Origin of the sequence: Streptomyces sp. A2-16, from assembly GCF_018128905.1 — a bacterium.
Classification (GTDB): domain Bacteria; phylum Actinomycetota; class Actinomycetes; order Streptomycetales; family Streptomycetaceae; genus Streptomyces.
In genome coordinates, this window is sequence record NZ_CP063808.1 from 295013 (window position 1) to 316727 (window position 21715).

Here is a 21715-nt window from a genome sequence, read left to right on the forward strand (position 1 = left end):
GGACTCCTTGGATGCTTACTTCCTCCGGAACAAGCAAAGGATCATGGTACCTGAGCCCTCCACCGATCGAGACTGGCCCGCAGACACCAGGTGATCCAACTGCCAGTCGAGTTCCTCGACGGCATCGATCGCTTCAGCGAGGGTGGTTTTACGTTCGGCTTCCGTATGGGCTTCGCTGAACTCGTAGACGAAGACCCTTCGGCCATTTTCGAGGGCCTTGGCCGCCGCCATCATCACACTGTTTGGAGCCTCGTCTACGTAGATCACGGCCATCGCGTACTCCCGTGTTCGTCCGGTGTCTCGTGAAGGAGATGTTTGCAAGAAAAGCTTGCCTCATGACCTCGTCCTTGGCAGGTCGATCGAGGTGACCGTTGGATCTGTACGTTGATAGCTGTGGGGCCGGTACTGCGCATCGATCCACCGGGATTCGCCTCCGTTCGGTGCTGCTGGCGTCGGCCGCTAGTGCCAGGCGAAGATCTGGGGCTGGCATGTGGCCGGCACTTCGTCATTGCGACAGAGGTCAACCGTGATTCAGGTAGGCCTGCGCCCTTCCCATGAACCGGCCCAGTGCGACGCCGGAAGCTTCTTGGGCCGTGATCATTGCCGCTCGTTCCTCATCGCCGTCTTGGCCTTCGGCGACCATGTCGCCGAAAGTCCGCAGCTTGATCCACCACTCCCTGTGGGCATCCTCGATGGGCCCAGCGACATCCGCTAGATCGGAAGGCCCCTCAAGGATGGCTGCAAACGTCGCAGCTGACAGATCATGCAGGCCCTGCGCGGCCGCATCTGCCATGGGGTCCGTGTGAGAGTCGGCGTACTGCCCGTTGCAGATCTTGTAGTCAATTTCGTCGAACAGTCGGCTGATGCTCATTGCCTGCTGGATGAGGGCGCTGTACGCATCCCGCTGCATCTGCCGGCGCCATTGACTGTTAGTCGCATCTATCTGTGTACGGGTCGCCCAGCGTCCCTGCCAAGCGGCCAGGCCGGCAGCCGTCGTCGTCCCAACGATGCCAACCACAGCACCGAGTAACGCAGCCGTCGCTTGATCCATGGAGTGATTGTGCATGGTAGCCCCGTCATCTTGGGGGGATCTGGCGGATTGCTGCGAGCTGACCCCCTTCCTTAACCCACCACCCGTCCCAAGCTCCCATCCCGTCCGCCGTCGACCCACACACCGTGGAGCGGGCGTGGTTCATGGCGTCCAGGTGGAGCGCGCCACTGTACGAACGACCTGGACGCCATGGGCCGCGTCTGCTCGGCTCTGCCTGGGTTGATGGCGGACGGGATGGGAGCTCCCCGCGCACACCACTACGGACCCGCGGCCGCGTACGGGCCCCCTCCATCCCGGTGCCGGCCGATCCCCCCGCCGGAGGCATCGTTCTGACCGTGGCCTGCCCGTCTAGGGCTCTACCGTCCGGGCCGTAACATGCTTGTGGCCCCAGGGGCCAGGCCCGGCGCCGAAGGCGCAGAGGGCCAGGCCCAAGGGGCCAGCCCGCGCTTTGCGCGGGCCCTTGAACCAGTAGAGAAGGTTGTAACTCACTGGCCGAAGGCCTTGGCGATCAGAACGGCGGCTCTTCGTTGTGTCCCTCGGTGGAGCTACGGTCGGCGGACCAGATCGGCGAGCCGTCGGCTGGTAGGTCGGAATCGCAAACCAGGAACGGGTTTCGCTGGCCCTCCAGGCCCGAGGAGTCCTCGCCCCATGCGTTGAGGGTGTCGATGACACGTTCGCGGTGCCGCCACAGCTCACTTGTACCCAAGGCCTCCCGGATCAAGGGCACCAGGGGTTGTCGGTGGTGCAGCAACCGGGGGTCATCGAGGAGGGGGATGCAGGCCGTCAGGGCTGCTTCACGCACGTGGCGGTCGGATTCCTCGGTATACGGGAGAGACGCTGACAAGAGGGTTGGTCGAATCTTCTGGATGCCGACGGCCGGCGCGTAGTCGTCGAGAGGGAATCCGTGGTGCTTGCTGAGGACTGCGGCCTCGTCGGTGACCTCATTCGCCACAGAGGCGATCCAGCGGAGTAGCTCAGCGCGCAAGCTGCCAGGGGAGGAGTGGCGGTCTTTGTCCACTGCGCGGGTCGTTCGCGGGTCCGTAAGGATCGCGGCCACGTACAACGCTGCGGGCACTGTGGCCTCGTAGAGCGTGTTTTGGTGGTGCAAGGTGTGGTGCAGGTAGTTGAGCGCCCGGGTTCTGGCGCCCTGGTCTGTGTCGAGGAGGGCTCCCAGCTGTCTGGGCGCTTCAGCGGCAGATCCGTAGGCGTGCTCCAGCGTGGTCCAGTCAGTGCCAGTCAGCACGTCGCTGCTGTCGGTGTTCACGGTGCTGAGCATGCCTGAGCCTTGGCCCGGAAGGCAGTGATCGCCGGTTGCGATCCGAGCCAGGCGCCCTGGCGTCAGTCGTGCCGGTGCGGTTGAAAGCTGTCCGCACAGGACGGTAGTCCGATCTGACGGTCTGCCAGGGGAAGGAAGATCACGGGTCGGATCGTCCAGGTGATGCGGGTGTGAGACTGGGTGAGCGTCACTGTGCTGGGCTCGGCGCGTAGGAGTGCTTTCCTCGTCGCGATGCGGCCGTCGTACAGCCACCCCCACGCTTCCTGTGAGGCGTCGGGGTCCAATGCCGGTGAGATCGTGCGTAGTGCGACCGCTACCCATCTGTCGGCCTGCGGTGCTGAATATGCGTCGAAGGATGCTCGCAGGACCGGCCATGCTTCGACGGTGAGGTCTTCGGTCCAGCACTCGCACCAGTAACCCCATTGCGGCTGGTCCATCAGCACGGGTGGCCTCCCGCGGGCGGTTCTGTGAACAGTTCCGCGGTGACCGTGTGCCCACCGTCACTCTCATGCACGACGACCCGGTGTGCGATCACGCTGACCATGCCCAGGCCCCGCCCGTGCTCGGCGTCCTGGTCCCAGCGCTCGATCTTCGGGGCGCTGCCGGCACCCCCGTCGTCCGTCACCGACAACGCGATCACCTGTGCCGATACCGCCAGGGCCAGATGGAAGCTGCCCGACTCCCGACCGCTGGCCGTATGGAGGATCGCGTTCGCGCTCAGCTCGCTCACGATCAGTTCGGCGTCCTCTGCCCATGGCGATCCGTGCAGGATGTCGCGGGTCCAGCGGCGGGCCCGGCTGACCTCTTCCGGGAAACCTGGGCAAGTGAGCCCCCAGACCCGGGCCGTACTCGTATACTCGTGCATACAAGTTCCTTCGTGCTGGTAGGCCGCCATGTGCAGCGGGTTCGGGCTAGACGAGTTTCACGCCGTCATGGGCGCGGATGGCAGGTGGAGACGCCGCGTCCATCGCGTCCAGGACGCGGATGGCGTACGCCTCGTCGGCAAGCTCGGAGACTTCTTCGCGGGTGGCCCAGCGCAGTGCGCGGGTCTCGTCGCCGGTGGTGGGCGTGCCGTCGGCGGCCTGGCAGCGGAAGACCAGGGAGACGATCAGGCCCGTCATGTTCTTGTAGACGCCGGTGAGAGTCGCCGGAAGGGCGATCTTGATGCCGGTCTCTTCGAGGACTTCGCGTTGCAGGGCCTCGGGGATGGTCTCCTCGCGTTCGAGGACGCCGCCCGGGGGTTCCCACTTGCCGTTGTCCCGGCGCTGGATCAGGAGGGCCCGGCCCAAGTCGTCGATGACGACTCCGGCGACGCTCACGGAGTGCGGGCGTTCTGTGCTCACGTTCCTCGGCCCTCTCGGATGGCTAGGCTCTCCACCGTAGCAACAACACTCGCCCACACGTCTAGATACCTAAAGGAGTGCACTCGTGACCCCTGCTCTTCCCTCCGGCCAGCTCGGTGATCTCGACCCCACGAGCGATCGTGCGGTCTTCCGGCAGATCGCCGACCAGCTGCGCGAGGCCATCGACCGCGGGCGATTCAGGGAGGGCGAGAAGCTGCCCTCCGAGGCTGAGCTTGTGGACCACTACGGGGTTTCCCGGATGACCGTCCGTAACTCCTTCTCCATCCTCCAGGGCGAAGGACTCGTCCACGCCGAGCACGGCAAGGGCGTCTTCGTCCGGCCCCGGCCCCCCGTGCGGCGGCTCGCCTCCGACCGGTTCGCCCGCCGGCATCGAGAGCAGGGAAAGTCCGCCTTCATCGTCGAGGCGGACACGGTCGGCAGCCATCCCCAGGTCGACAGCCTTGAGGTCAAGGAAGAGAAGGCCAGTCAGGACATCTCCACCCGGCTCGGCTCCGTACGACGGGTGCTCGCCCGCCGGCGCCGGTATCTGCTGGACGGGAAGCCGGTCGAGTTCGCCACCTCCTACCTCCCCCTCGACATCGCCCGCGGTACACAGATCGCCGAGCCGAACCCCGGCCCGGGTGGCATCTACGCCCGCCTCGAAGAACTCGGTCACCGCCTGGACCACTTCGAGGAGGAGATTCGGGCCCGGATGCCCTCGCCGGACGAGGTCAAGACGCTCCGGCTGGCCTCCGGCGTGCCCGTCATCCACCTGATCCGCACCGCCTTCGACACCGAGGGACGGGCCGTCGAGGTGTGCGACACGGTCATGGCGGCGGACGCTTACGTGCTGTCGTATCAGCTTCCGGCGACCTGATCGTCCCGGTTTGCGATGGTGCGCTGAGACGCCCTCCCGAACTCGTACACCTCAGCATGCATACTCGTATAGACGAGTGGGCAAGTTGTGTGGCAGGGTGATCGTCGTGAGCCCGGGAGATCGGGTTCATAGATCGTTACATGTGTAGACGAGTAGATAGGGAAACTGCCTTGCGCACCATCCGTGTTGAGACCTCCGCCGCCACGATCCTCCTCACCGAGGCTCCCGAGCCCAAGGTCCGCGACCGTCAGACCGGCGAGATCGCCAAGGACGCCGTCAGTGGTGAGGCGCTGATGACGCTCGGCGTCGTCTACATCGAGGACGGCGAGTCCTCGCTGATCAAGGTCACCCTGCCCGAGGGCGGTGTCTCCGAGGGCCTGAACCTGGGTGCTCCGGTCTCGCTGCCGGGGCTCGTCGCCCGGCCGTGGGAGTCGGTGTTCAACGGGCAGCAGCGGCACGGCATCGCCTTCCGGGCTGCCGCCATCACTCCGGCCGCGTTCCCGGCCGCCATGGGGGCCACTGCCTGATGACCGACCTGACGACGCTCCTGGAGGTGGGTGGTCCCCTCGCCGCGCTTGGCGGCGGGGCTGCCTACACCCGGGCCAAGTACCCGGCGGTCTACTGGTCCGCCGTCGGCGGCCCGATATCCACTGCCCGCCTGCTCAGCTCGTACAGCTCCGTCATGGAGGCGTGCGGCCTGACCGTGGCTCCGTCCCGGCTGCGGGTCCTCGCCGTGAAGGCCACTACTCGGCGGGAGGTCCGGCCGGTCCCGCCCCGCCGGGGGCTCATCCGTCCCACCTCGACCGGGCTGCGTATCCGGCTGCGGCTGGCACCCGGGCAGGAACCCGCCGATGTCGCGGCCTCGGCCGAACGGCTGCGGCACGCCTGGGGCGTTCACGCCGTCTACGTCACCACGGTCAAGCCGGGTGTCGTCGAACTGCGCCTCGTCGGCTACGACGTGCTGCGGAGGGTGCGCATGCCCCGCAAGACCGACTCCGGGTTCCTCAAGGTGCCGGTCGCCCTGCGAGAGGACGCCATGCCCTTCGTACGGGACTACCGAACCGTTCCCCACCAACTCACCCTCGGCGCCACCCTGTCCGGCAAGTCCATGTACCTGCGCCACCTCATCACAGGGCTGGCTCCTCAGGCCGTCGCCCTCGTCGGTATCGACTGCAAGCGGGGCGTCGAGCTGGCGCCCTTCGCCGCCCGCTTGTCCGCCCTCGCCACCGACCCGGACGAAGCCGCAGAGCTGCTGCCCGCACTGGTCAAGGAAATGGAGGACCGATACGACCTGATCAAGGCCCGGCAGGGCATCGCGCCCGACACCCCGGACGAGGAGATCACCTCCGACATCTGGGGCCTGCCCGAGAGTGAACGGCCCACTCCCGTCGTCCTGTTCGTCGACGAGGTGGCCGAACTCTTCCTCACCGCCACCCGCAAGGACGAGGAACGCCGGGACGAGATGGTCACCCAGCTCATCCGCCTCGCCCAGCTCGGCCGCGCGGCTGGCATCTACCTGGAGGTCTGCGGGCAACGCTTCGGCGCAGAACTCGGCAAGGGCGCCACCATGCTCCGGGCCCAGCTCACCGGCCGGGTCTGCCACCGCGTCAACGACGAAGCCTCCGCCAAGATGGCCCTCGGCGACATCGCCCCGGAAGCGGTCTCCGCCGCCTGCGCCATCGCCCCCGAACTGCCCGGCCTCGCCGTCGCGGGCGACACCTCCGGCGGCTGGTCCCGCATCCGCACGCCCTACCTCTCCCTCGGCGACGCCGCCGAGATCTGCCGGGAATCGGCGCACCTGGTGCCCGACCTGGCCGCGCTCAAGCCCTTCCGGCCTGACATCCCTGTACGCCTCGTCGAGACTCCGGCCCCGGCAGTCCTGCCGCACCCGGTGACCGACTGACGCACCCCCTCTTCACCCGGTCGGCGTGACCGCCTCACGCCACGTCCCTACCCCTGCCATGCCCGAAACCGAAAGGAGCCGGACCGTGCGCGCTCATCTGGCTCGTGTCGATGCAGTGTTGGTCCAGGCGCTCATCGCCGGCGCACTGTCCTTCGCCCACATCCACGACATCGCCATGGCGGCCGGACAGGACGGATGGAAGGCGTGGGCCTACCCGATCAGCGTTGACCTGCTGCTCGTCGCCGCATGGCGTCGACTCCGCACCGGTACGGCCAAAGCGGCGGCCTGGTGCTGGTTCGTCATCGCCCTCACCGCCTCCCTCGGCGCCAACGTCGCCACCGCCGGACTCCTCGACATGACCGACGTGCCGGCCTGGCTGCGCATCCTCGTCGCGGGCTGGCCCGCGGTCGCCTTCCTCGGCGGGACCCTCCTCGCCCACTCGGCGCCCAAGGAGACCACCGACGAGAACGGCACAGAGCTCATCGAGGACCAGGAGGACGAGCCCGAAGCCACACCCGAAACGCCCGCCCAACCCGCCGCCATCGAGCCATCCCCGTCAACCCCGCCCGTTTCGGTGCCGACCGCCCTGGTCGACCACGCCCGCAAAGTCGCCGCCGAACACCACACCCGCACCGGCGCACCAATCGACACCCCGACCCTCCGCGCCCGCCTCGGCGTCCCTGCACCCCTGGCCGAAGCCATCGCCACCCAACTCTGAAGGGAGAGCCCGCACATGACCGCCAACCGCCGCTTCCGCAACGTCACCCGCATCGGCCCTGTTCAGGTCGCCACCTCTTACGACGGCAGGGGTCGCGAGAAGCACACCGCCGCCTGCACGGCCCCGCGCTGCAACTTCTCCGCCGACTACGACAGCCGCGCCGCCGCTGAACTGGCCGCCCGTACCCACCGCTGCCCCGTCCGCTGAAAGGACCCACCCTCCCGTGACCGTCAGCCTGCCGCTTGTCGTCGTCCTCGGCTTCTTCGCCTGGGGAGCGGTCAAGTTCCTCGGCGTCCGCACCTGGATCGTCGTCCTGATCGCCCTGTTCGGCTTCTGGCTCTCGCACACCTTCCTCGCCCCCGCCATCGAGTCCGGCACGCGCTCCGGCGTGACCGTCATAAACAGCTGACACATCTAGACGAGTAGATAAGGAGTCCGGGCCGTGTTCCTCCCCAGGTACCCCGACAACCCGACCCCGCCGCCCGCACACACCCACACCGCAACGACCGACACGGCACCCGCACGCCGCTCGCTGCCCTCGGTGTCCATCGATCAGAAGACGGTTGCGGTCCTGGTCGTCGGCGGAGTCGTCCTCACCGCGCTCCTGGCCGCCGTCGCCGTCACGGCCATCTCCGTAGCCGTGGCCGCGATCGTCCTGCGCTCGATGCTCCGCGACCAGCACCGCCGCTAGACCTGCCCGGCCTCCGGGGCGACGGCACACGACCAAGCATTACGCCGCCCCGGGGCCTTCCTCCCGACCGAGCCAGTCAGAAGGGAAACGCCATCTTCACCCGCACCACCCCGGCCCCCATGCCGGAACTCGCGAACCTGGCCGCCCAGGGCACCCTCCCCGGTATCCTCCGGCAACTCTCCGGCCTCGGCGGCTGCACCCACCCCATCCGCCTCGACGGCCACCGCACCGAATACGACATCGACACCACCACCGGCGAGATCGGCCGCATCCTCCACCACCTCGACTCGACCAGCCTCCCCGCCGGCCAACTCCTCGTCCGCTGCAACAACCGCCGCGTCACCCGCTGCCCGGCCTGCGCCGAGGTCTACCGCCGCGACACCTTCCACCTGATCACCGCCGGACTGCGCGGCGGCAAGGGCACCCCGGAACAGGTCGGCACCCACCCCCGCGTGTTCGCCACCTTCACCGCCCCCGGCTTCGGCCCGGTCCACAACCGCCGCACCGACGGACGCCCTTGCCGCTGCGGCCTCCACCACGACCAGGAGGACGACACCCTCGGCACTCCACTCAACCCCGACACCTACGACTACGAAGCCGCCGTTCTCTGGAACGCCCACGCAGGCGCCCTCTGGCGCCGCTTCTCGATCTACCTCCGCCGGGAGGTCGCCAAGCGCGCAGGGATCTCACAACGACGTCTCCGCGATCACGCCCGCGTCTCCTTCGCCAAGGTCGCCGAGTACCAGAAGCGCGGAGCCGTCCACTTCCATGCGGTCATCCGCATCGACGGCCCGGGAGGCGGCAACACCTCACCGCCCGCATGGGCCACGGCCGAACTCCTCACCGACGCCATACAAACCGCCGCCTCCAAGGTGCGCGTCAACGGCCCGGTCATCGACGGCCGCACTCACACCTTCACCTTCGGCCGCCAACTCGACGTCCGCACCATCCGATCCGCCGACTTCAACGACGGCCAGGAGCTGACCGAACGCGCCGTCGCCGCCTACATCGCCAAGTACGCCACCAAAGGCGCCGAGACCGCGACGGGAGCTCTCGACCGCCCGCTCAAGTTCGTCGCCGAACTCGCCCAGCTCGACATCAGCGACCACGCACGCCAACTCATCCGAACCGCCTGGACCCTCGGCGCCCGCAAGAGCCTCGAACACCTCCGCCTCCGCGCCTGGGCCCACATGCTCGGCTTCCGCGGCCACTTCTCCACCAAGTCCCGCCGCTACTCCACCACCCTCGGCGCCCTCCGCAACGCCCGCGCCGAATGGCGCCGCGCCCAAGCCGCAACAGCCACCAGCCCTCAGCCGGAGACGACATACGTCCTCGCCCACTGGGTCTTCGCCGGTACCGGCCTCACTGACACCGAAGCCTGGCTGTCCGAATCCCTCGAACCCGCCCCCGGAACGGAAGGAGAACCCACCGCATGACCGATCGCTACCTGTCCGTCGACCAGGTCGCCGAGCTGCTGGGCACGACCGCCCGCTTTCCCCGGCGGCTGATCGAGGAACGGCGCATCCGGTACGTGAAGCTCGGCCGGCATGTGCGCATTCCGGAGAGCGCGGTGGAGGAGTTCATCCAGGCCCGGACCGTGCAGCCGCTGAGGCGGCCTCGCCCGAGCTACAGGAGGGCTGCCTGATGGCCAACAGCAAGGGCAGGCGCCGCCGCTTCGGCGCGATCAGACGGCTTCCGTCCGGCCGCTACCAGGCGCGCTATCCGGGCCCGGACGGCGTGATGCGTCCAGCACCCGACACCTTCGCGACCACGGCGGACGCTGACGACTGGCTCGCCGAGAAGCAGACGGAGATCAGGCGGGGGGAGTGGCGCGACCCGGAGGCGGGTTCGGTCAACTTCAAGGTGTACGCGGAGAAGTGGGTGGAGGAACGGGAACTCTCGATCCTCAGCGAGGACCTCTACCGCTACCTCCTCAACGATCACATCCTTCCGACCTTCGGCGAATCGGACCTCGACGAGATCACCGCACCCCGCGTCCGTGAATGGCGCGCTGAACGCCTTCGTAAGACTGGCGCCAAGACCACGACCGCCAAGGCGTACCGCCTCCTCAAAGGCATCATGGAGACGGCCGTGGACGACGACCTGATCAAGCGCAACCCGTGCCGGATCAAGGGCGCCGGAAAGGAGAAAGCGACCGAACGCCGTATCGCCACCGTCGCCCAGGTGGATGCCCTCGCCGACCAGCTCGGTCCGCGCTGGCGCCTCATGGTCTTCCTCGGCGCCTACGGCCCTCTCCGCCCCGAGGAACTCGCGGGTCTTCGCCGCCGGGACATCGACCTCGACCAGCTGAAGATCACGGTCCGCCTCGCCGAGCCGGAGCGTACGAACGGTCGTCGCGCCCCGGGCGACACCAAGTCCGAGGCCGGTACCCGGGCCGTCCACCTGCCAGAGTTCCTCCGCCCGGAGCTGCGCATCCACATGGAGCTGTTCGCGGGCAAGGGGCCTGACGGGCTGGTCTTCCTAGGCGAGAAGGGCGCCCCGTTCCGGCGCAGCAGCTTCGGCCGGAAGTGGCGTAAGGCTCGCACGGTCGTCGGCGTCCCCGAGGGCTTCCGGTTCTACGACCTTCGCCACACCGGACACACGCTCTCGACCCGTTCGGGTGCCACCCTCAAAGACACGATGGTCCGCGCCGGCCAGTCGTCCGAGAAGGCCGCGCTGATCTACCAGCACTCCGACGACGACCGACAGCAGGAAGTTGCTGCCGGGCTCGACGCGACCGTACGCAAGGCACGCCAGGAAGCGGAGAAGCAAGCGCAGGAAGCTGCTGCCGTGCCAGAACCAGAGACCCCCGACCACGACGATCATCCATCTGGCACGAATCTGGCACGCGACCGCTGATCATCACCGACAGCAAAAAGGCCCGGGTCTCTGACCTGGGCCTTAGTCGTGGAGCGGGTGACGAGAATCGAACTCGCGCTCTCAGCTTGGGAAGCTGATGTTCTACCATTAAACTACACCCGCGTGAGGCACCGGACGGAACCGGTGTCGAACGCAACGTTACCTTACCTCATGCCAGGCCCCCGGCGCTGAAGCCGTGGGGCCTGAGTGCGTTCGGGGGGTGGGACGGGGCTGCGGGGCGCGGGAGTTGGGGCGTACGGTGGAGAGGTGGAAGAGGGTCCGGGCGGGACCGGAGTGCCGCCTGGAGGGTCGTCCCGTCCATCCCGTAATGTGGCATTTGTCGTCAGGTGAGCAGTAGCCCGACGCGGCTCTTGGGGAAGGGACTCTAGGACTTGATGGAGCGCACCGTCGTCCGTTGTGCCGATGGGCACGTGTTCAGCACCGCTTCGTTCCCGATGCAGCAGGCCGAGCGCCTCGGTCCCGGACGGCTCGTCCGGTGTCCTCGCTGTGCCCGGCTTCGCAGCGTCGTTCCGGTGGCCTTGGAGAAGCACTGAAGAGAAGCGGTAGAGATCGGTAGCAGGCGCGCGGGTCCGTCCGATTGTGGTCGGTCCGCGCGCCTTGCGTATCCTCGGGGCGTGCTTCTCTCAGACAAGGACATCCGGGCCGAGATCGACGCCGGGCGGGTACGGATCGATCCCTACGACGAATCCATGGTGCAGCCGTCCAGCATCGACGTGCGCCTCGATCGCTTCTTCCGGGTGTTCGAGAACCACCGCTACCCCCACATCGACCCCGCCGTCGAGCAGTCGGACCTCACGCGGCTCGTGGAGCCGGAGGGCGACGAGCCGTTCATCCTGCACCCCGGGGAGTTCGTGCTCGCCTCCACGTACGAGGTCATCACGCTCCCCGACGACCTCGCCTCGCGGCTCGAGGGCAAGTCCTCCCTCGGTCGGCTCGGGCTCGTGACCCACTCCACCGCCGGGTTCATCGACCCCGGTTTCAGCGGGCACGTCACCCTGGAGCTGTCGAACCTCGCGACCCTCCCCATCAAGCTCTGGCCGGGGATGAAGATCGGCCAGCTGTGCATGTTCCGGCTCTCCTCGCCGGCCGAGTTCCCCTACGGCAGCGAGCGCTACGGCTCCCGGTACCAGGGCCAGCGCGGTCCCACCGCCTCCCGCTCCTTCCTCAACTTCCACCGGACCCAGGTATGAGCGCCGTACGGGAGAACCTCACCTACGAGGCGTTCGGCACCGCGGTCCGTGAGCTCGCGCAGACCATCGCCGACGACGGCTACGAGCCGGACATCGTGCTCTCCATCGCCCGCGGCGGGGTCTTCGTCGCCGGGGGTCTGGCCTACGCGCTCGACTGCAAGAACATCCACCTGGTGAACGTCGAGTTCTACACCGGTGTGGGGACCACCCTGGAGATGCCGGTCATGCTGGCTCCCGTCCCCAACACCATCGACTTCTCCGACAAGAAAGTCCTCATCACCGACGACGTCGCCGACACCGGCAAGACGCTCAAACTGGTACGCGACTTCTGCCTCGACGCCGTCGCCGAGGTCCGTTCCGCGGTCATCTACGAGAAGTCCCAGTCCCTGGTGAAGTGCGAGTACGTCTGGAAGCGCACGGACGACTGGATCAACTTTCCGTGGAGTGTTCTGCCTGTGGTGCGTAAGGCGGGGGAGCCGCTCACCCCGTCGAAGGAAGCGCTCTGACCCGGCTGCGCACGTGGATGGCGGCTTGAGTCTCGGCGAAGTCGCTCATCGAAGGTGCACTGGACGGTGTCAGGAGAGTGCTCCTGCCACGGCCCCTGCCACGAGCAGCAAAGCGACGAGCAGCTGGATTGCGAGACCCACGTGGGATCCGAAAGAGGCCAGATAGTACGCGCTCTCGGCGGACGAGGGTTTGCGGGTGTCGAACACGACGGGAACCTCCTCACCCTCCCACGGCGGTGGCTTGGGGGCGGTGACGAGCGCCCAGACCTCCTCGCCGTCGGCCGTCCGAAAGGAACAGTTCAGTTTCTCCACCGCCGTGCCGCCGCGGCGTATGCGCTCATGGCAGACGGCCAGGGTTTCCACCCCGTTCTTCCGCAGCCGACGGTTTCGCAGTTGCTGGGGGATGAAAAGGAGCGACGTGATGCCGAAGGGAACAGCGATGATCAGGAACGGGATGCCGTAGTTCGTGTCGCTCGCGAGCGTGGTGTGCAACTGCGTTCCCCCCGGTAAGTCGCGTGATGCCGCAGCATACAAACTGTCGCCGGGGCGGTGGTCGGTCGATTGTGCGCAGCGCCTTGGTTCTCTACTGGCTTCGTCCCGTGGGAACGGCCGGCACCCCCGCGGACCCCGTGAGGGACAGGGGAGTGATCAGGCCCGCCACCACGGCCTGGACGATGACGTCGTTGGCGGCTCGTTCGCTGCCGACTCCCGCCGTGTAGAGGCGGGCGGGGACGACCAGGAGGAGGGCCCACCAGGGTGACTGCAGCCAGCTGAGGGTGGCTGTCAGGCCCAGGAGGGCGTAGGCGACGTTCTTGCGGAACTCCGCTTCGCCCACCGCTCGGTCGTACTCGTTGAACAGGTCGTAGCTGGCGATCAGCAGCTTGGTGCGCAGCTGGCGGGTCTCGCCGAGGATGTCCCGTACCGCCAGGCCGACCACGAGGCGTTCGCCGCGTTCGCGTTCCGGGTTCACGGCCGCGGTGGCCTCCGGCGCGGAGCGGGGCAGCCGTCCCTGGTCCTGCAGGAAGCTGACCAGGTCGTCGTACGCGAGACGCGACACGCGCGGTGCGAGGGCTGTGCCACCGCTGCGGAACCTCGCCGCCTTCGGCGCTTCCCGCGCGTTCACGGTGACCACGCGAACGGCGAGCATGGCGCCGATGAGGTAGGCGAGGAAGGCTCCGGACGCGAGCACTCCGGTGGGACCTATCAAGTCCCCGAGGCGATACAGCGAAGCCCATACGCCGTGTGCCTTCTGCGGTGTCGGGACCCGGTCCTCCAGGATCAGCCAGAGCGTCAGGAGCCAGATGCAGCCTGTCGCGAGCGGTGCTCGGACATCGCGAAGGCCCGGCAACAGATTCGCCAGCAAGTCGTCCCCCTGATCCGCGTGCTGTCCTTGGCGACAGCAGGTCTTCGAGATCGCCGTCCCGGACGGTTCCCAGGGGCAACGGTCGCACCGGAGTGCTCAGGACTCCAGGGCCTCCAGGTCCCGCCGGAAGACCGTGCGGGCCGCGCGGGTTGCGTCTCCGTGGGCCTGGCGGGCTGCGTCGTACTCGTGGGACGCCAGTGTGGATCCGGACGCGAGTGTCTCCCGGATGCGGCGCAGGGCGTGGTACGAGGCGTCCACGGCTTCGGAGACGTCGTCCGGTGCCGTGAGGACGAGCCGTTCTCGCGCCTCGTCGCACCCCGACGCCTGGAACGCCTGCCGTATCTTGGCCGCCCTCAGCTGAGGGTCGGAGCAGTCCTCGTCGGCGGCGAGCCGCATGGCCTCGTGTGCGCGACGAAGGGCCACCAGGCAATCCGCGTACATGGTCCGGCGGTCCTGCAACCTGTTGTGCCTGACGGTCCGCCGCCACCGCAAGTGCTCGCCGGCCAGTGTCGCCCCGATGCCGAGCACCGCGCCCAGGGCCGTTCCTACAAGCGTCCCCCACTCCACGGGGAAGATCGTGCCACACGCCCCTGACGTCAACGGCGAAGGGCTCCCGGCCGCAGTGCGTCGGGAGCCCTTGGCGGTGCCGGGGAACCTAGAAGGTGCCCAGCTTCACGATCGACAGCAGCGCGATCAGCTGGATCGCCGAGGCGCCCAGGGCCTTCGGCCACGGGAGGTCGTGGGACCTGGAGACCATCAGGGTCAGCAGAGCGCCGGCCGCCACCCAGGTCGCCCAGCCCAGGATCTGGACGAAGGGCGCGTCGCCGCCGAGGAACATGGCCACGATCAGGCGGGGCGCGTCGGTCAGGGACATGATCAGCATGGAGAGGCCGACCGTGGGCTGCCACGCCCCGTCGCCGCCGAGCTGGCGGGCCAGGGCGTGGGTGACGACGCCCAGGACGAAGGCGGAGAGGACCATGGCGACGGCCGTGGTCAGGACGATGGGGATCGCGTTCGACAGGGTGGCGTTGATCGCGTCCTCTCGGGCGCCCTCGAAGCCGAAGACCGCGAGCAGGCCGTAGAAGAAGGTCACGACGAGGGCCGGGCCCCACATCGTGTAGTCACGCATCTGGAGGAAGGTCTGCTTGGGCGAGAGCAGGATGCCCTTCAGGAGTTCTTTCCAGTGCAGGCGGGGGCCCACCGGGCCGGCGGGGGCCGAGCCCGCGCGGTAGGTGCCGCCCTGGTTGTAGGGGTCCTCATCGACCGAGAACGCCTGGGTGTGGCCCGGGTTGTTCGCCGCGTACGGGTCATGGCCGCCCTGCGGATGCGGGGCGCCGCTGCCGTCGCCGAAGTACTCCGGCTCGTCGTAGCCGCCACCGCCGCCCTGGGTCCACTGACCCGGGTGGGGCTGCGGCGCGGGGGGATAGCCGTACGGCTGTCCCTGGGGCGCCTGCTGCCCGTACGGAGGTTGTTGCGGTCGCGTGTGAGGAGCGCCGTTGTCCCGGCCGCGTCCGATCCTGAATCCAGCCACGTCTTCGAACGTACCTGGTCCCGGAGGACGGTGTGCGCGGCCCGGCGTCCCGGGGACGGCTTTGCTGCCGAGCTGTGACATCCCTTAAGGGAGTTCTCAGCCGTCCCCTACGGGGCTGCCGCACCGGGGATGCGGGGCTCGCGCACCGGGGATGCGGGGCTCGCCACCGGGGATGCGGGACTGCCACACCGAGGTTGCGCGGCTCCCGCGCCCACGTTGCGCCGCTCCCGTACCAGGGGTGCGCGGCTCCAGCACCCGGGGTGGTACGGGACCCGCCACCCGGGGTACGGGACCCCGCATCCCGGGTACGGGGCTCCCCACCCCGCCACCCGCCACCTCAGTCAGCCAGCGCCCCGCCGAAGAACGCGCGGTTGCCCAGGCCCAGGCCGTTCACGGGCAGCGTGGTCGAGCCCGTGCCCGTCGGGCCGGAGGCGGTGCCGGGGAAGAGGTGCAGGCGGCCGATGTCCGGTGCGGAGACGACGAGTTCGGCGCGGCCGTCCCGGTTGTAGTCGCGCAGCAGGGCCGAGGTGCCGAACCAGGAGTCGCCCTCGACGGCCGGGCGCTGGAAGCCGGGCGTGGTGTAGTCGGTCTGGCGGGAGTTGGTGCCGGTGAGACCGGACCGTCCGCCGCGCAGGACGGTGACCGCGCCGGCGCGCCAGAACTTGCTGCCGAGCGTCTTGGGTTGTACGGGAGTTCGCGCCCGCCCGTGATGTCAGGAACCGAGACCCGTGGTGTCAGGAACCGAGAAACGCCGACGTGGAGAACGTCACGGCGGGCTCGGGGCTCAGAAGCCCCTTCTTGGCCCCGGAGAACACGGCCACGGTGTCCTTCGTCTCGCTCCGGTACGTCCGCACCGCCAGGTCCGCCCGGCCGTCGCCGTCGAAGTCGCCGACCGCGACGACCCGGGTGGTGCCGGTGGCGGGGGGTTCGACGGTGACCGTCGCCCTGGTGGACGGACCTGTCGTACGGCCCTCGAAGACGCGCAGGCGCGAGCCGCTGGAGACCAGTTCGCTCAGGCCGTCGCCGTCGAAGTCGGCGGAGTCCAGGACCGAGCCGGGGGAGGCCAGGGAGCCCTTCGTCGCGGTGGGGAGGTCGTAGCGCAGTGACGTTCCGCCCATGGCGCCGACGGCCGCGTCCAGGGTCTTGCCGCGGCCGAAGGAGCCGAGGGCCACGTCGATCCCGGACGGCAGGACGGCCCCGGTGCGGGTCGGGCCCGCCGGACCGCCGAGGACCACGGCCGCGGGGCCGGTGCCCTGTGTCGTACGGACGATGAGGTCGTCGTAGCCGTCGCGGTCGACGTCGGCCGCCGGGCCCGTGGGGACCTCGCCGGGCGAGGTGATCGGGGCGCCGGCCTTGCGCGGGGCGCCCTTGCGGGTGAACGGACCGCGCAGGTAGGTGAGATGGCCGCCGGTGGCGTGCAGGACCAGGTCCTTCGCGCCGTCGCCGTCGAAGTTGCCGCAGACCGGCTGGTCGGGCCAGTCGTTGCCGACGCGGGCGGCGGCCGGGACGGTGAGGTGGACGGCCTTGCCGGTGAGGCCGGTAGGGGAGCCGAAGAGGATCTGGAGCGGGACCGGGGGACGGCCCTGGCCGTCGTAGGGCGGGTCGGTGGAGACGACGAGGTCCGTGAAGCCGTCCTTGTCCAGGTCGCAGGAGGCCTCCGCGTCGAACACGGCCGGGAGTTGGCCGTCGGTGGCCGCGCCCTGTCCGCGCGGGGTGATCAACTGCCGTGTGCCCGGGACGAGTCCGCGTTCGCTGCCGTAGACGATGCCGATGCCGGCGTCGTCGGCGTGGGCCTGCTTCTTGACCAGGTCGCCCAGGACGAGGTCGCGGTGGCCGTCGCCGTTGAAGTCGTCCGCCGTTCTGCTGCCCTTGCCCTTCGGGACGGGGAGCCTGGCCGGTGCGTCGGCGATCCGTACGGGGGTGGGGTCCGTGGAACCGGTGTGCTGGGTGGGGCCGCAGGCGGCCAGGAGGAGGGCGGCGGTGACGGCCGCGAGGGCGGTGCGCAGGGTGCCGCCCGGGGGTGTCGTGCCCATCACGTCTCTCCGCACGATCCGCACACGCACCGCTCACCTCGTCAGCATCATCGACAACGACCCCGGCAATGATGCACGTGTTCGACAGACGGCGACAGCCCCGTACGACCCTGGAGTCACGTGGTGGAGGCGGACGAGGTGTTGCACGTCCTGGACCTGCTGCGGCGGGCCGGGACGGAGGTCTGGGTCGGGGGCGGGTGGGGGATCGACGCACTGGTGGGCGAGCGGACCCGGGACCATCGCGACCTGGACCTGATGCACCGGCGGGAGCAGGAGCCCGCCGTGCCGGCGGCCCTGGCCGGCGCGGGTTTCACGGAGAGCCTCGACCTGCGGCCGGTGCGGTTCGTGGTCACCGCGCCCGGCGGCCGGGAGATCGATCTGCACCCGCTGGTCTTCGCCGGGGACGGTTCCGCCGCGCAGGCGTCCGGGGAGCCGGAACGGCCCCTCCGGTATCCGGCCTCCTGTTTCGTGACCGGGATCATCGGCGGGACGGTCGTCCCGTGTCTCTCCGCCGCACAGCAGGTCCGCTTCCACCAGGGGTACGAGCCGACGGAGCGCGACCGGCACGACATGGCTCTGCTGCGGCGCGTGTTCGGGATCGCCACCCACTTCTGAACGCCGCCCACTTCTGAACGCCGCCCACTTCTGACGCCACCCACTTCTGGGCGCCGCCCACTTCCGAAGCGGAGCCGGACGGACGACGGCGCCCCCGGGCCCGGCAGGACCTGGGGGCGCCGTGAACAGCACCGTCGTAACCGTTACTTCACCGGCGTCACTTCACCGGCTCCGGCTCCGGCTCGCTCTCCGTCTCCGCCGTGTCCTGCGGGTCGACCGGAGTCTTGACGGACTCCAGCAGGAGCTGGGCGACGTCGACGACCTGGATGGACTCCTTCGCCTTGCCGTCGTTCTTCTTGCCGTTGACCGAGTCGGTCAGCATGACGAGGCAGAAGGGGCAGGCCGTGGAGACGATGTCCGGGTTCAGCGAAAGGGCCTCGTCGACGCGCTCGTTGTTGATGCGCTTGCCGATCCGCTCCTCCATCCACATCCGCGCGCCACCGGCACCGCAGCAGAAGCCGCGCTCCTTGTGGCGGTGCATCTCCTCGTTCCGCAGGCCGGGAACGTTGGCGATGATCTCGCGCGGGGGCGTGTAGATCTTGTTGTGGCGGCCCAGGTAGCAGGGGTCGTGGTAGGTGATGATGCCCTCGACCGGGGTGACCGGGACCAGCTTGCCCTCGTCGACGAGGTGCTGGAGCAGCTGGGTGTGGTGGATGACCTCGTAGTCGCCGCCGAGCTGCGGGTACTCGTTGCCGATGGTGTTGAGGCAGTGGGGGCAGGTCGCGACGATCTTCTTCGCGGACTTCGGCTTGGCGGACTCGGCGACCACCTTGCCGTCGTCGTCCAGCTCCTCGCCGAACGCCATGTTCAGCGCCATGACGTTCTCCATGCCGAGCTCCTGGAACAGGGGCTCGTTGCCCAGGCGTCGGGCGGAGTCACCGGTGCACTTCTCGTCGCCGCCCATGATCGCGAACTTGACGCCCGCGATGTGCAGCAGCTCGGCGAAGGCCTTCGTGGTCTTCTTCGCGCGGTCCTCCAGGGCACCCGCGCAGCCCACCCAGTACAGGTACTCGACCTCGGTGAGGTCCTCGATGTCCTGGCCGACGACCGGGACCTCGAACTCGACCTCCTTGAGCCACTCCAGGCGCTGCTTCTTGGCCAGGCCCCAGGGGTTGCCCTTCTTCTCCAGGTTCTTGAGCATCGTGCCCGCCTCGGACGGGAACGCGCTCTCGATCATCACCTGGTAGCGGCGCATGTCGACGATGTGGTCGACGTGCTCGATGTCCACCGGGCACTGCTCGACACAGGCGCCGCAGGTGGTGCAGGACCACAGGACGTCCGGGTCGATGACGCCGTTCTCCTCGACGGTCCCGATCAGCGGGCGCTCGGCCTCGGCGAGAGCCGCGGCGGGGACGTCCTTCAGCTGCTCCTCGGACGCCTTCTCCTCGCCCTCCATGGTCTTGCCGCCACCCGCGAGCAGGTAGGGCGCCTTGGCGTGCGCGTGGTCGCGCAGGGACATGATCAGGAGCTTCGGGGAGAGCGGCTTGCCGGTGTTCCAGGCGGGGCACTGCGACTGGCAGCGGCCGCACTCGGTGCAGGTGGAGAAGTCGAGCAGGCCCTTCCAGGAGAACTGCTCGACCTGGGAGACACCGAAGACGTCGTCGTCACCGGGGTCGGTGAAGTCGATCGGCTTGCCGCCGGAGGTCATCGGCTGGAGGCCGCCGAGGGCGGTCCCGCCGGTCGCCTCGCGCTTGAACCAGATGTTCGGGAACGCCAGGAAGCGGTGCCAGGCCACACCCATGTTGGTGTTCAGCGAGACCACGATCATCCAGATGAACGAGGTGCTGATCTTGATCATGGCGACCAGGTAGATCAGGTTCTGCAGCGCGGAGACGCTGAGTCCCTTGAAGGCCAGGACCAGCGGGTACGAGGCGAAGTACGAGGCGTCGTAGCCGTCCACGTGGTGGATGGCGCCCTCGAGGCCGCGCAGCACGTAGATCGCGAGGCCGATGGTGAGGATGACGTACTCGACGAAGTACGCCTGGCCCGCCTTGGAGCCCGCGAAGCGGGACTTGCGGCCGGGCCGCGAGGGCAGGTTCGACAGGCGGATCGCGATGAGGACGATGATGCCGAGCACCGTCATCACACCGATGAACTCGGTGTACATCTCCAGCGGCAGCCAGTCGCCGACGACCGGCAGCGTCCAGTCGGCCTCGAAGAGCTGGCCGAAGGCCTGGGCGAGGGTCGGCGGCAGGGTCAGGAAGCCGATGGCCACGAACCAGTGCGCGAAGCCGACGATGCCCCACCGGTTCATCCGGGTGTGGCCGAGGAACTCCTTCACGAGCGTCACGCTGCGCGCGTAGGGGTTGTCGGTCCTGCTTCCGGCGGGCACCGGCTGGCCCAGCTTGAAGTACCGGACGAACTGGCCGATGGCGCGCGCGAGCAGTGCCACGCCGACCACGGTCAGTACCAGCGACACGATGATCGCGGCGAGTTGCATTTCGGGGCTCCTCGGGCCTGCGAGGGGTCTACGCGAGATCCGTGAGAAGGGATCTCGTCATTACTAAGCGGTAACTTATGCAGTCCGTCTGAGACTACCCCCATCCTCCGCCGCACTGTAGCCGGGCACGGGGTGATCTGAATCGCTGAGGGTTACCTTAAAACCCGATCGTGTTATTCGTGCTGAATTGGTACATACGGCGCTAATTTGGGCTTGTGCTCTACGGGATCCTCGCCGCCACCTCCGCCCTGCTCCTCGCCGCCGTGCTCACCGCCCTGCTGCGGATGCCCGCCCTGCGCCTCGGCATCGTCGACCGGCGATGGCGGCGGCCCATGCCGCTGTCCGGCGGGGCGGCGGTGGTGGCCGCCACCTGCGGGGTGGCCCTGGTCGGGGACTGGCGGGGTGTCGTCCCGCTCGGGCCCGAGGCCGGCCGGCTGCTCGTCGCCGCGGCCGGCGTGGCCCTGCTCGGGCTCGTCGCCGACGTGCGTCGGGTCAAGGCCCGGTTCCTCGTGGGCGGTACGGCCGTGGCGGCGGCGTGTGTCGTGCCGTACGAGGAGACGGGGGTGCTCGCCGGGATCCTCGCGGTCGGCTGGATCGTCTTCGTCGCCCTCGGCTTCAAGGCGCTGGACCACGCCGACGGGCTCGCCGGGACGGTCGGGGTCGTCACCGCCTTCGGGGCGGCGGCCTGCGCGGCGGCGGAGGTGATGGACGGGCTCGCCGTACTGCTGAGCGTGCTGGCCGCCGCGCTGACCGGGTTCCTGATGCACAACTGGCATCCCGCGCGCGTGGGGCTCGGCTCCTGCGGGGCGCTGTTCACCGGCTTCGTGCTCGCGGCCGCGGCCGTGACGACCCGCGCGGGGCGGGAACTCGGCTCCGGCGCGGGGGTGTTGTTCGCGCTGACGGCGCTGGTGGCCGCCGACGTCGTCCTCGTCGTCCTGGCCCGGCGGCTGTCCGGGCGGCCGCTGCTGAGGGCCGCGCCCGACCATCTCGCGCACCGGCTGCGGCGGCTCGGGCTCACGGTGCAGGGGGCGTCCGTCGTCCTGGGTGTCGGGGCCTTCGCCGGGGTACTCGTCGCAGTCCTCGTGCATCTGGGCTGGATCGCCGCGACCGGGGCCCTGTGGGTCGCCGCGGGCGCCCTGATCGTCGTGCTCGCACTGCTTCGCATCAGGCCCAGCAATGCTCCGCGTCCGGTATCGACGCAGGTCAGAGCCCAGTTGCGTGTAAGGAACGGATAAGAGTTGAGCCCGCACGACTCAGGTCTGTTGACCGAGCCGGACGTGTCGTGCACACTTGAGTCC

Annotated in this window: 27 protein-coding genes and 1 tRNA gene; 14 read left to right on the top strand and 14 right to left on the bottom strand. The window is 68.8% G+C overall.

The features are described 5' to 3' along the window. Nucleotides 1-15: 15 nt before the first annotated feature. The 6 genes from IOD14_RS01440 to IOD14_RS01465 form a co-directional block, all read right to left on the bottom strand. The gene (locus IOD14_RS01440) at nt 16-273 is read right to left on the bottom strand and encodes a hypothetical protein (RefSeq protein ID WP_212669467.1); all 258 of its coding nucleotides are present in this window, start codon (nt 271-273) and stop codon (nt 16-18) included. 247 nt (nt 274-520) lie between these two features. Then, nucleotides 521-1051, bottom strand: coding sequence for a hypothetical protein (locus IOD14_RS01445; protein ID WP_212669468.1), 531 nt, complete (start codon nt 1049-1051; stop codon nt 521-523). A gap of 508 nt (nt 1052-1559) precedes the next feature. After that, entirely contained in the window at nt 1560-2315 is a 756-nt protein-coding gene (locus tag IOD14_RS01450) for a hypothetical protein (protein WP_249125799.1), read from the bottom strand. A 74-nt stretch (nt 2316-2389) separates the two neighbouring features. Next, nucleotides 2390-2770: a hypothetical protein gene (locus IOD14_RS01455; protein WP_212669470.1), complete on the bottom strand. Its 381-nt coding sequence runs from the start codon at nt 2768-2770 to the stop codon at nt 2390-2392. Next, on the bottom strand, nt 2764-3192 hold the full coding sequence (locus IOD14_RS01460; RefSeq protein WP_212669471.1) for an ATP-binding protein: 429 nt from the start codon (nt 3190-3192) through the stop codon (nt 2764-2766). Before IOD14_RS01460 ends, IOD14_RS01455 begins: the two co-directional genes overlap by 7 nt. Nucleotides 3193-3238: 46 nt before the next feature. Further along, nucleotides 3239-3646, bottom strand: a complete 408-nt coding sequence (locus IOD14_RS01465; RefSeq protein WP_093721932.1) for an NUDIX hydrolase — start codon at nt 3644-3646, stop codon at nt 3239-3241. A 109-nt stretch (nt 3647-3755) separates the two neighbouring features. Here IOD14_RS01465 and IOD14_RS01470 point away from each other — a divergent pair, with 109 nt between their 5' ends. The 10 genes from IOD14_RS01470 to IOD14_RS01515 all read left to right on the top strand — a co-directional run bounded on the left by IOD14_RS01470 (nt 3756) and on the right by IOD14_RS01515 (nt 10718). Then, on the top strand, nt 3756-4547 hold the full coding sequence (locus IOD14_RS01470; RefSeq protein WP_212669472.1) for a GntR family transcriptional regulator: 792 nt from the start codon (nt 3756-3758) through the stop codon (nt 4545-4547). Between the two features lie 170 nt (nt 4548-4717). Next, nucleotides 4718-5074 (top strand): hypothetical protein, encoded by a 357-nt coding sequence (locus IOD14_RS01475; protein WP_212669473.1) that lies wholly within the window; start codon nt 4718-4720, stop codon nt 5072-5074. Then, on the top strand, nt 5074-6450 hold the full coding sequence (locus IOD14_RS01480; RefSeq protein WP_212669474.1) for an FtsK/SpoIIIE domain-containing protein: 1377 nt from the start codon (nt 5074-5076) through the stop codon (nt 6448-6450). Before IOD14_RS01475 ends, IOD14_RS01480 begins: the two co-directional genes overlap by 1 nt. A gap of 85 nt (nt 6451-6535) precedes the next feature. Beyond that, nucleotides 6536-7168, top strand: a complete 633-nt coding sequence (locus tag IOD14_RS01485; protein WP_212669475.1) for a DUF2637 domain-containing protein — start codon at nt 6536-6538, stop codon at nt 7166-7168. Nucleotides 7169-7183: 15 nt separating this feature from the next. After that, nucleotides 7184-7375: a mobile element transfer protein gene (locus IOD14_RS01490; protein WP_062244619.1), complete on the top strand. Its 192-nt coding sequence runs from the start codon at nt 7184-7186 to the stop codon at nt 7373-7375. A 16-nt stretch (nt 7376-7391) separates the two neighbouring features. Then, nucleotides 7392-7577 (top strand): hypothetical protein, encoded by a 186-nt coding sequence (locus IOD14_RS01495; protein ID WP_212669476.1) that lies wholly within the window; start codon nt 7392-7394, stop codon nt 7575-7577. A 33-nt stretch (nt 7578-7610) separates the two neighbouring features. Beyond that, on the top strand, nt 7611-7859 hold the full coding sequence (locus IOD14_RS01500; RefSeq protein WP_212669477.1) for a SpdD protein: 249 nt from the start codon (nt 7611-7613) through the stop codon (nt 7857-7859). Nucleotides 7860-7978: 119 nt separating this feature from the next. Continuing rightward, nucleotides 7979-9295 carry a replication initiator gene (locus IOD14_RS01505; protein ID WP_212669478.1) on the top strand — a complete coding sequence of 439 codons (1317 nt, stop codon included), beginning with the start codon at nt 7979-7981 and terminating at the stop codon, nt 9293-9295. Next, entirely contained in the window at nt 9292-9504 is a 213-nt protein-coding gene (locus tag IOD14_RS01510; RefSeq protein ID WP_212669479.1) for an excisionase family DNA-binding protein, read from the top strand. Before IOD14_RS01505 ends, IOD14_RS01510 begins: the two co-directional genes overlap by 4 nt. After that, nucleotides 9504-10718: a tyrosine-type recombinase/integrase gene (locus IOD14_RS01515; protein ID WP_212669480.1), complete on the top strand. Its 1215-nt coding sequence runs from the start codon at nt 9504-9506 to the stop codon at nt 10716-10718. The genes IOD14_RS01510 and IOD14_RS01515 overlap by 1 nt, the downstream gene beginning before the upstream one ends. Nucleotides 10719-10767: 49 nt before the next feature. Here the strand turns inward: IOD14_RS01515 and IOD14_RS01520 are convergent. Next, nucleotides 10768-10841 (bottom strand) — tRNA-Gly (locus IOD14_RS01520). A gap of 512 nt (nt 10842-11353) precedes the next feature. Here IOD14_RS01520 and dcd point away from each other — a divergent pair. Beyond that, the gene (dcd, locus tag IOD14_RS01525; RefSeq protein WP_123990621.1) at nt 11354-11929 is read left to right on the top strand and encodes a dCTP deaminase; all 576 of its coding nucleotides are present in this window, start codon (nt 11354-11356) and stop codon (nt 11927-11929) included. Next, complete coding sequence (locus tag IOD14_RS01530) at nt 11926-12435, top strand: phosphoribosyltransferase (protein ID WP_123990622.1); 510 nt, start codon at nt 11926-11928, stop codon at nt 12433-12435. Before dcd ends, IOD14_RS01530 begins: the two co-directional genes overlap by 4 nt. Nucleotides 12436-12504: 69 nt before the next feature. Here the strand turns inward: IOD14_RS01530 and IOD14_RS01535 are convergent, their stop codons facing one another. The 6 genes from IOD14_RS01535 to IOD14_RS01555 all read right to left on the bottom strand — a co-directional run bounded on the left by IOD14_RS01535 (nt 12505) and on the right by IOD14_RS01555 (nt 17362). Next, complete coding sequence (locus IOD14_RS01535; RefSeq protein ID WP_212669481.1) at nt 12505-12927, bottom strand: hypothetical protein; 423 nt, start codon at nt 12925-12927, stop codon at nt 12505-12507. A 91-nt stretch (nt 12928-13018) separates the two neighbouring features. Beyond that, a complete protein-coding gene (locus IOD14_RS01540; RefSeq protein WP_212669482.1) occupies nt 13019-13624 on the bottom strand; it encodes a hypothetical protein in 606 nt (201 codons plus the stop codon). A 270-nt stretch (nt 13625-13894) separates the two neighbouring features. Next, complete coding sequence (locus IOD14_RS01545) at nt 13895-14365, bottom strand: hypothetical protein (protein ID WP_212669483.1); 471 nt, start codon at nt 14363-14365, stop codon at nt 13895-13897. An 88-nt stretch (nt 14366-14453) separates the two neighbouring features. Beyond that, a complete protein-coding gene (locus IOD14_RS01550; RefSeq protein ID WP_123990626.1) occupies nt 14454-15410 on the bottom strand; it encodes a Yip1 family protein in 957 nt (318 codons plus the stop codon). 256 nt (nt 15411-15666) lie between these two features. Then, nucleotides 15667-15963 carry an FG-GAP repeat protein gene (locus IOD14_RS44850; protein WP_280909907.1) on the bottom strand — a complete coding sequence of 99 codons (297 nt, stop codon included), beginning with the start codon at nt 15961-15963 and terminating at the stop codon, nt 15667-15669. A gap of 100 nt (nt 15964-16063) precedes the next feature. Continuing rightward, nucleotides 16064-17362, bottom strand: a complete 1299-nt coding sequence (locus tag IOD14_RS01555; protein ID WP_212669484.1) for a VCBS repeat-containing protein — start codon at nt 17360-17362, stop codon at nt 16064-16066. A 123-nt stretch (nt 17363-17485) separates the two neighbouring features. Between IOD14_RS01555 and IOD14_RS01560 the strand changes: the two genes are divergently transcribed. Beyond that, on the top strand, nt 17486-17977 hold the full coding sequence (locus IOD14_RS01560) for an amino acid transporter (RefSeq protein ID WP_174269317.1): 492 nt from the start codon (nt 17486-17488) through the stop codon (nt 17975-17977). 157 nt (nt 17978-18134) lie between these two features. Here the strand turns inward: IOD14_RS01560 and IOD14_RS01565 are convergent, their stop codons facing one another. Further along, the gene (locus IOD14_RS01565) at nt 18135-20417 is read right to left on the bottom strand and encodes a 4Fe-4S dicluster domain-containing protein (RefSeq protein ID WP_212669485.1); all 2283 of its coding nucleotides are present in this window, start codon (nt 20415-20417) and stop codon (nt 18135-18137) included. 215 nt (nt 20418-20632) lie between these two features. Here IOD14_RS01565 and IOD14_RS01570 point away from each other — a divergent pair, with 215 nt between their 5' ends. Beyond that, on the top strand, nt 20633-21652 hold the full coding sequence (locus IOD14_RS01570) for an MraY family glycosyltransferase (protein ID WP_212669486.1): 1020 nt from the start codon (nt 20633-20635) through the stop codon (nt 21650-21652). Nucleotides 21653-21715: the final 63 nt, after the last annotated feature.

Coding starts and splice junctions, on each gene's coding strand:
- IOD14_RS01440 (WP_212669467.1), bottom strand. CDS start 273: ATGGCCGTGATCTACGTAGACGAGGCTCCAAACAGTGTGATGATGGCG.
- IOD14_RS01445 (WP_212669468.1), bottom strand. CDS start 1,051: ATGGATCAAGCGACGGCTGCGTTACTCGGTGCTGTGGTTGGCATCGTT.
- IOD14_RS01460 (WP_212669471.1), bottom strand. CDS start 3,192: ATGCACGAGTATACGAGTACGGCCCGGGTCTGGGGGCTCACTTGCCCA.
- IOD14_RS01480 (WP_212669474.1), top strand. CDS start 5,074: ATGACCGACCTGACGACGCTCCTGGAGGTGGGTGGTCCCCTCGCCGCG.
- IOD14_RS01490 (WP_062244619.1), top strand. CDS start 7,184: ATGACCGCCAACCGCCGCTTCCGCAACGTCACCCGCATCGGCCCTGTT.
- IOD14_RS01505 (WP_212669478.1), top strand. CDS start 7,979: ATGCCGGAACTCGCGAACCTGGCCGCCCAGGGCACCCTCCCCGGTATC.
- IOD14_RS01510 (WP_212669479.1), top strand. CDS start 9,292: ATGACCGATCGCTACCTGTCCGTCGACCAGGTCGCCGAGCTGCTGGGC.
- IOD14_RS01515 (WP_212669480.1), top strand. CDS start 9,504: ATGGCCAACAGCAAGGGCAGGCGCCGCCGCTTCGGCGCGATCAGACGG.
- IOD14_RS01530 (WP_123990622.1), top strand. CDS start 11,926: ATGAGCGCCGTACGGGAGAACCTCACCTACGAGGCGTTCGGCACCGCG.
- IOD14_RS01550 (WP_123990626.1), bottom strand. CDS start 15,410: ATGTCACAGCTCGGCAGCAAAGCCGTCCCCGGGACGCCGGGCCGCGCA.
- IOD14_RS01555 (WP_212669484.1), bottom strand. CDS start 17,362: ATGGGCACGACACCCCCGGGCGGCACCCTGCGCACCGCCCTCGCGGCC.
- IOD14_RS01565 (WP_212669485.1), bottom strand. CDS start 20,417: ATGCAACTCGCCGCGATCATCGTGTCGCTGGTACTGACCGTGGTCGGC.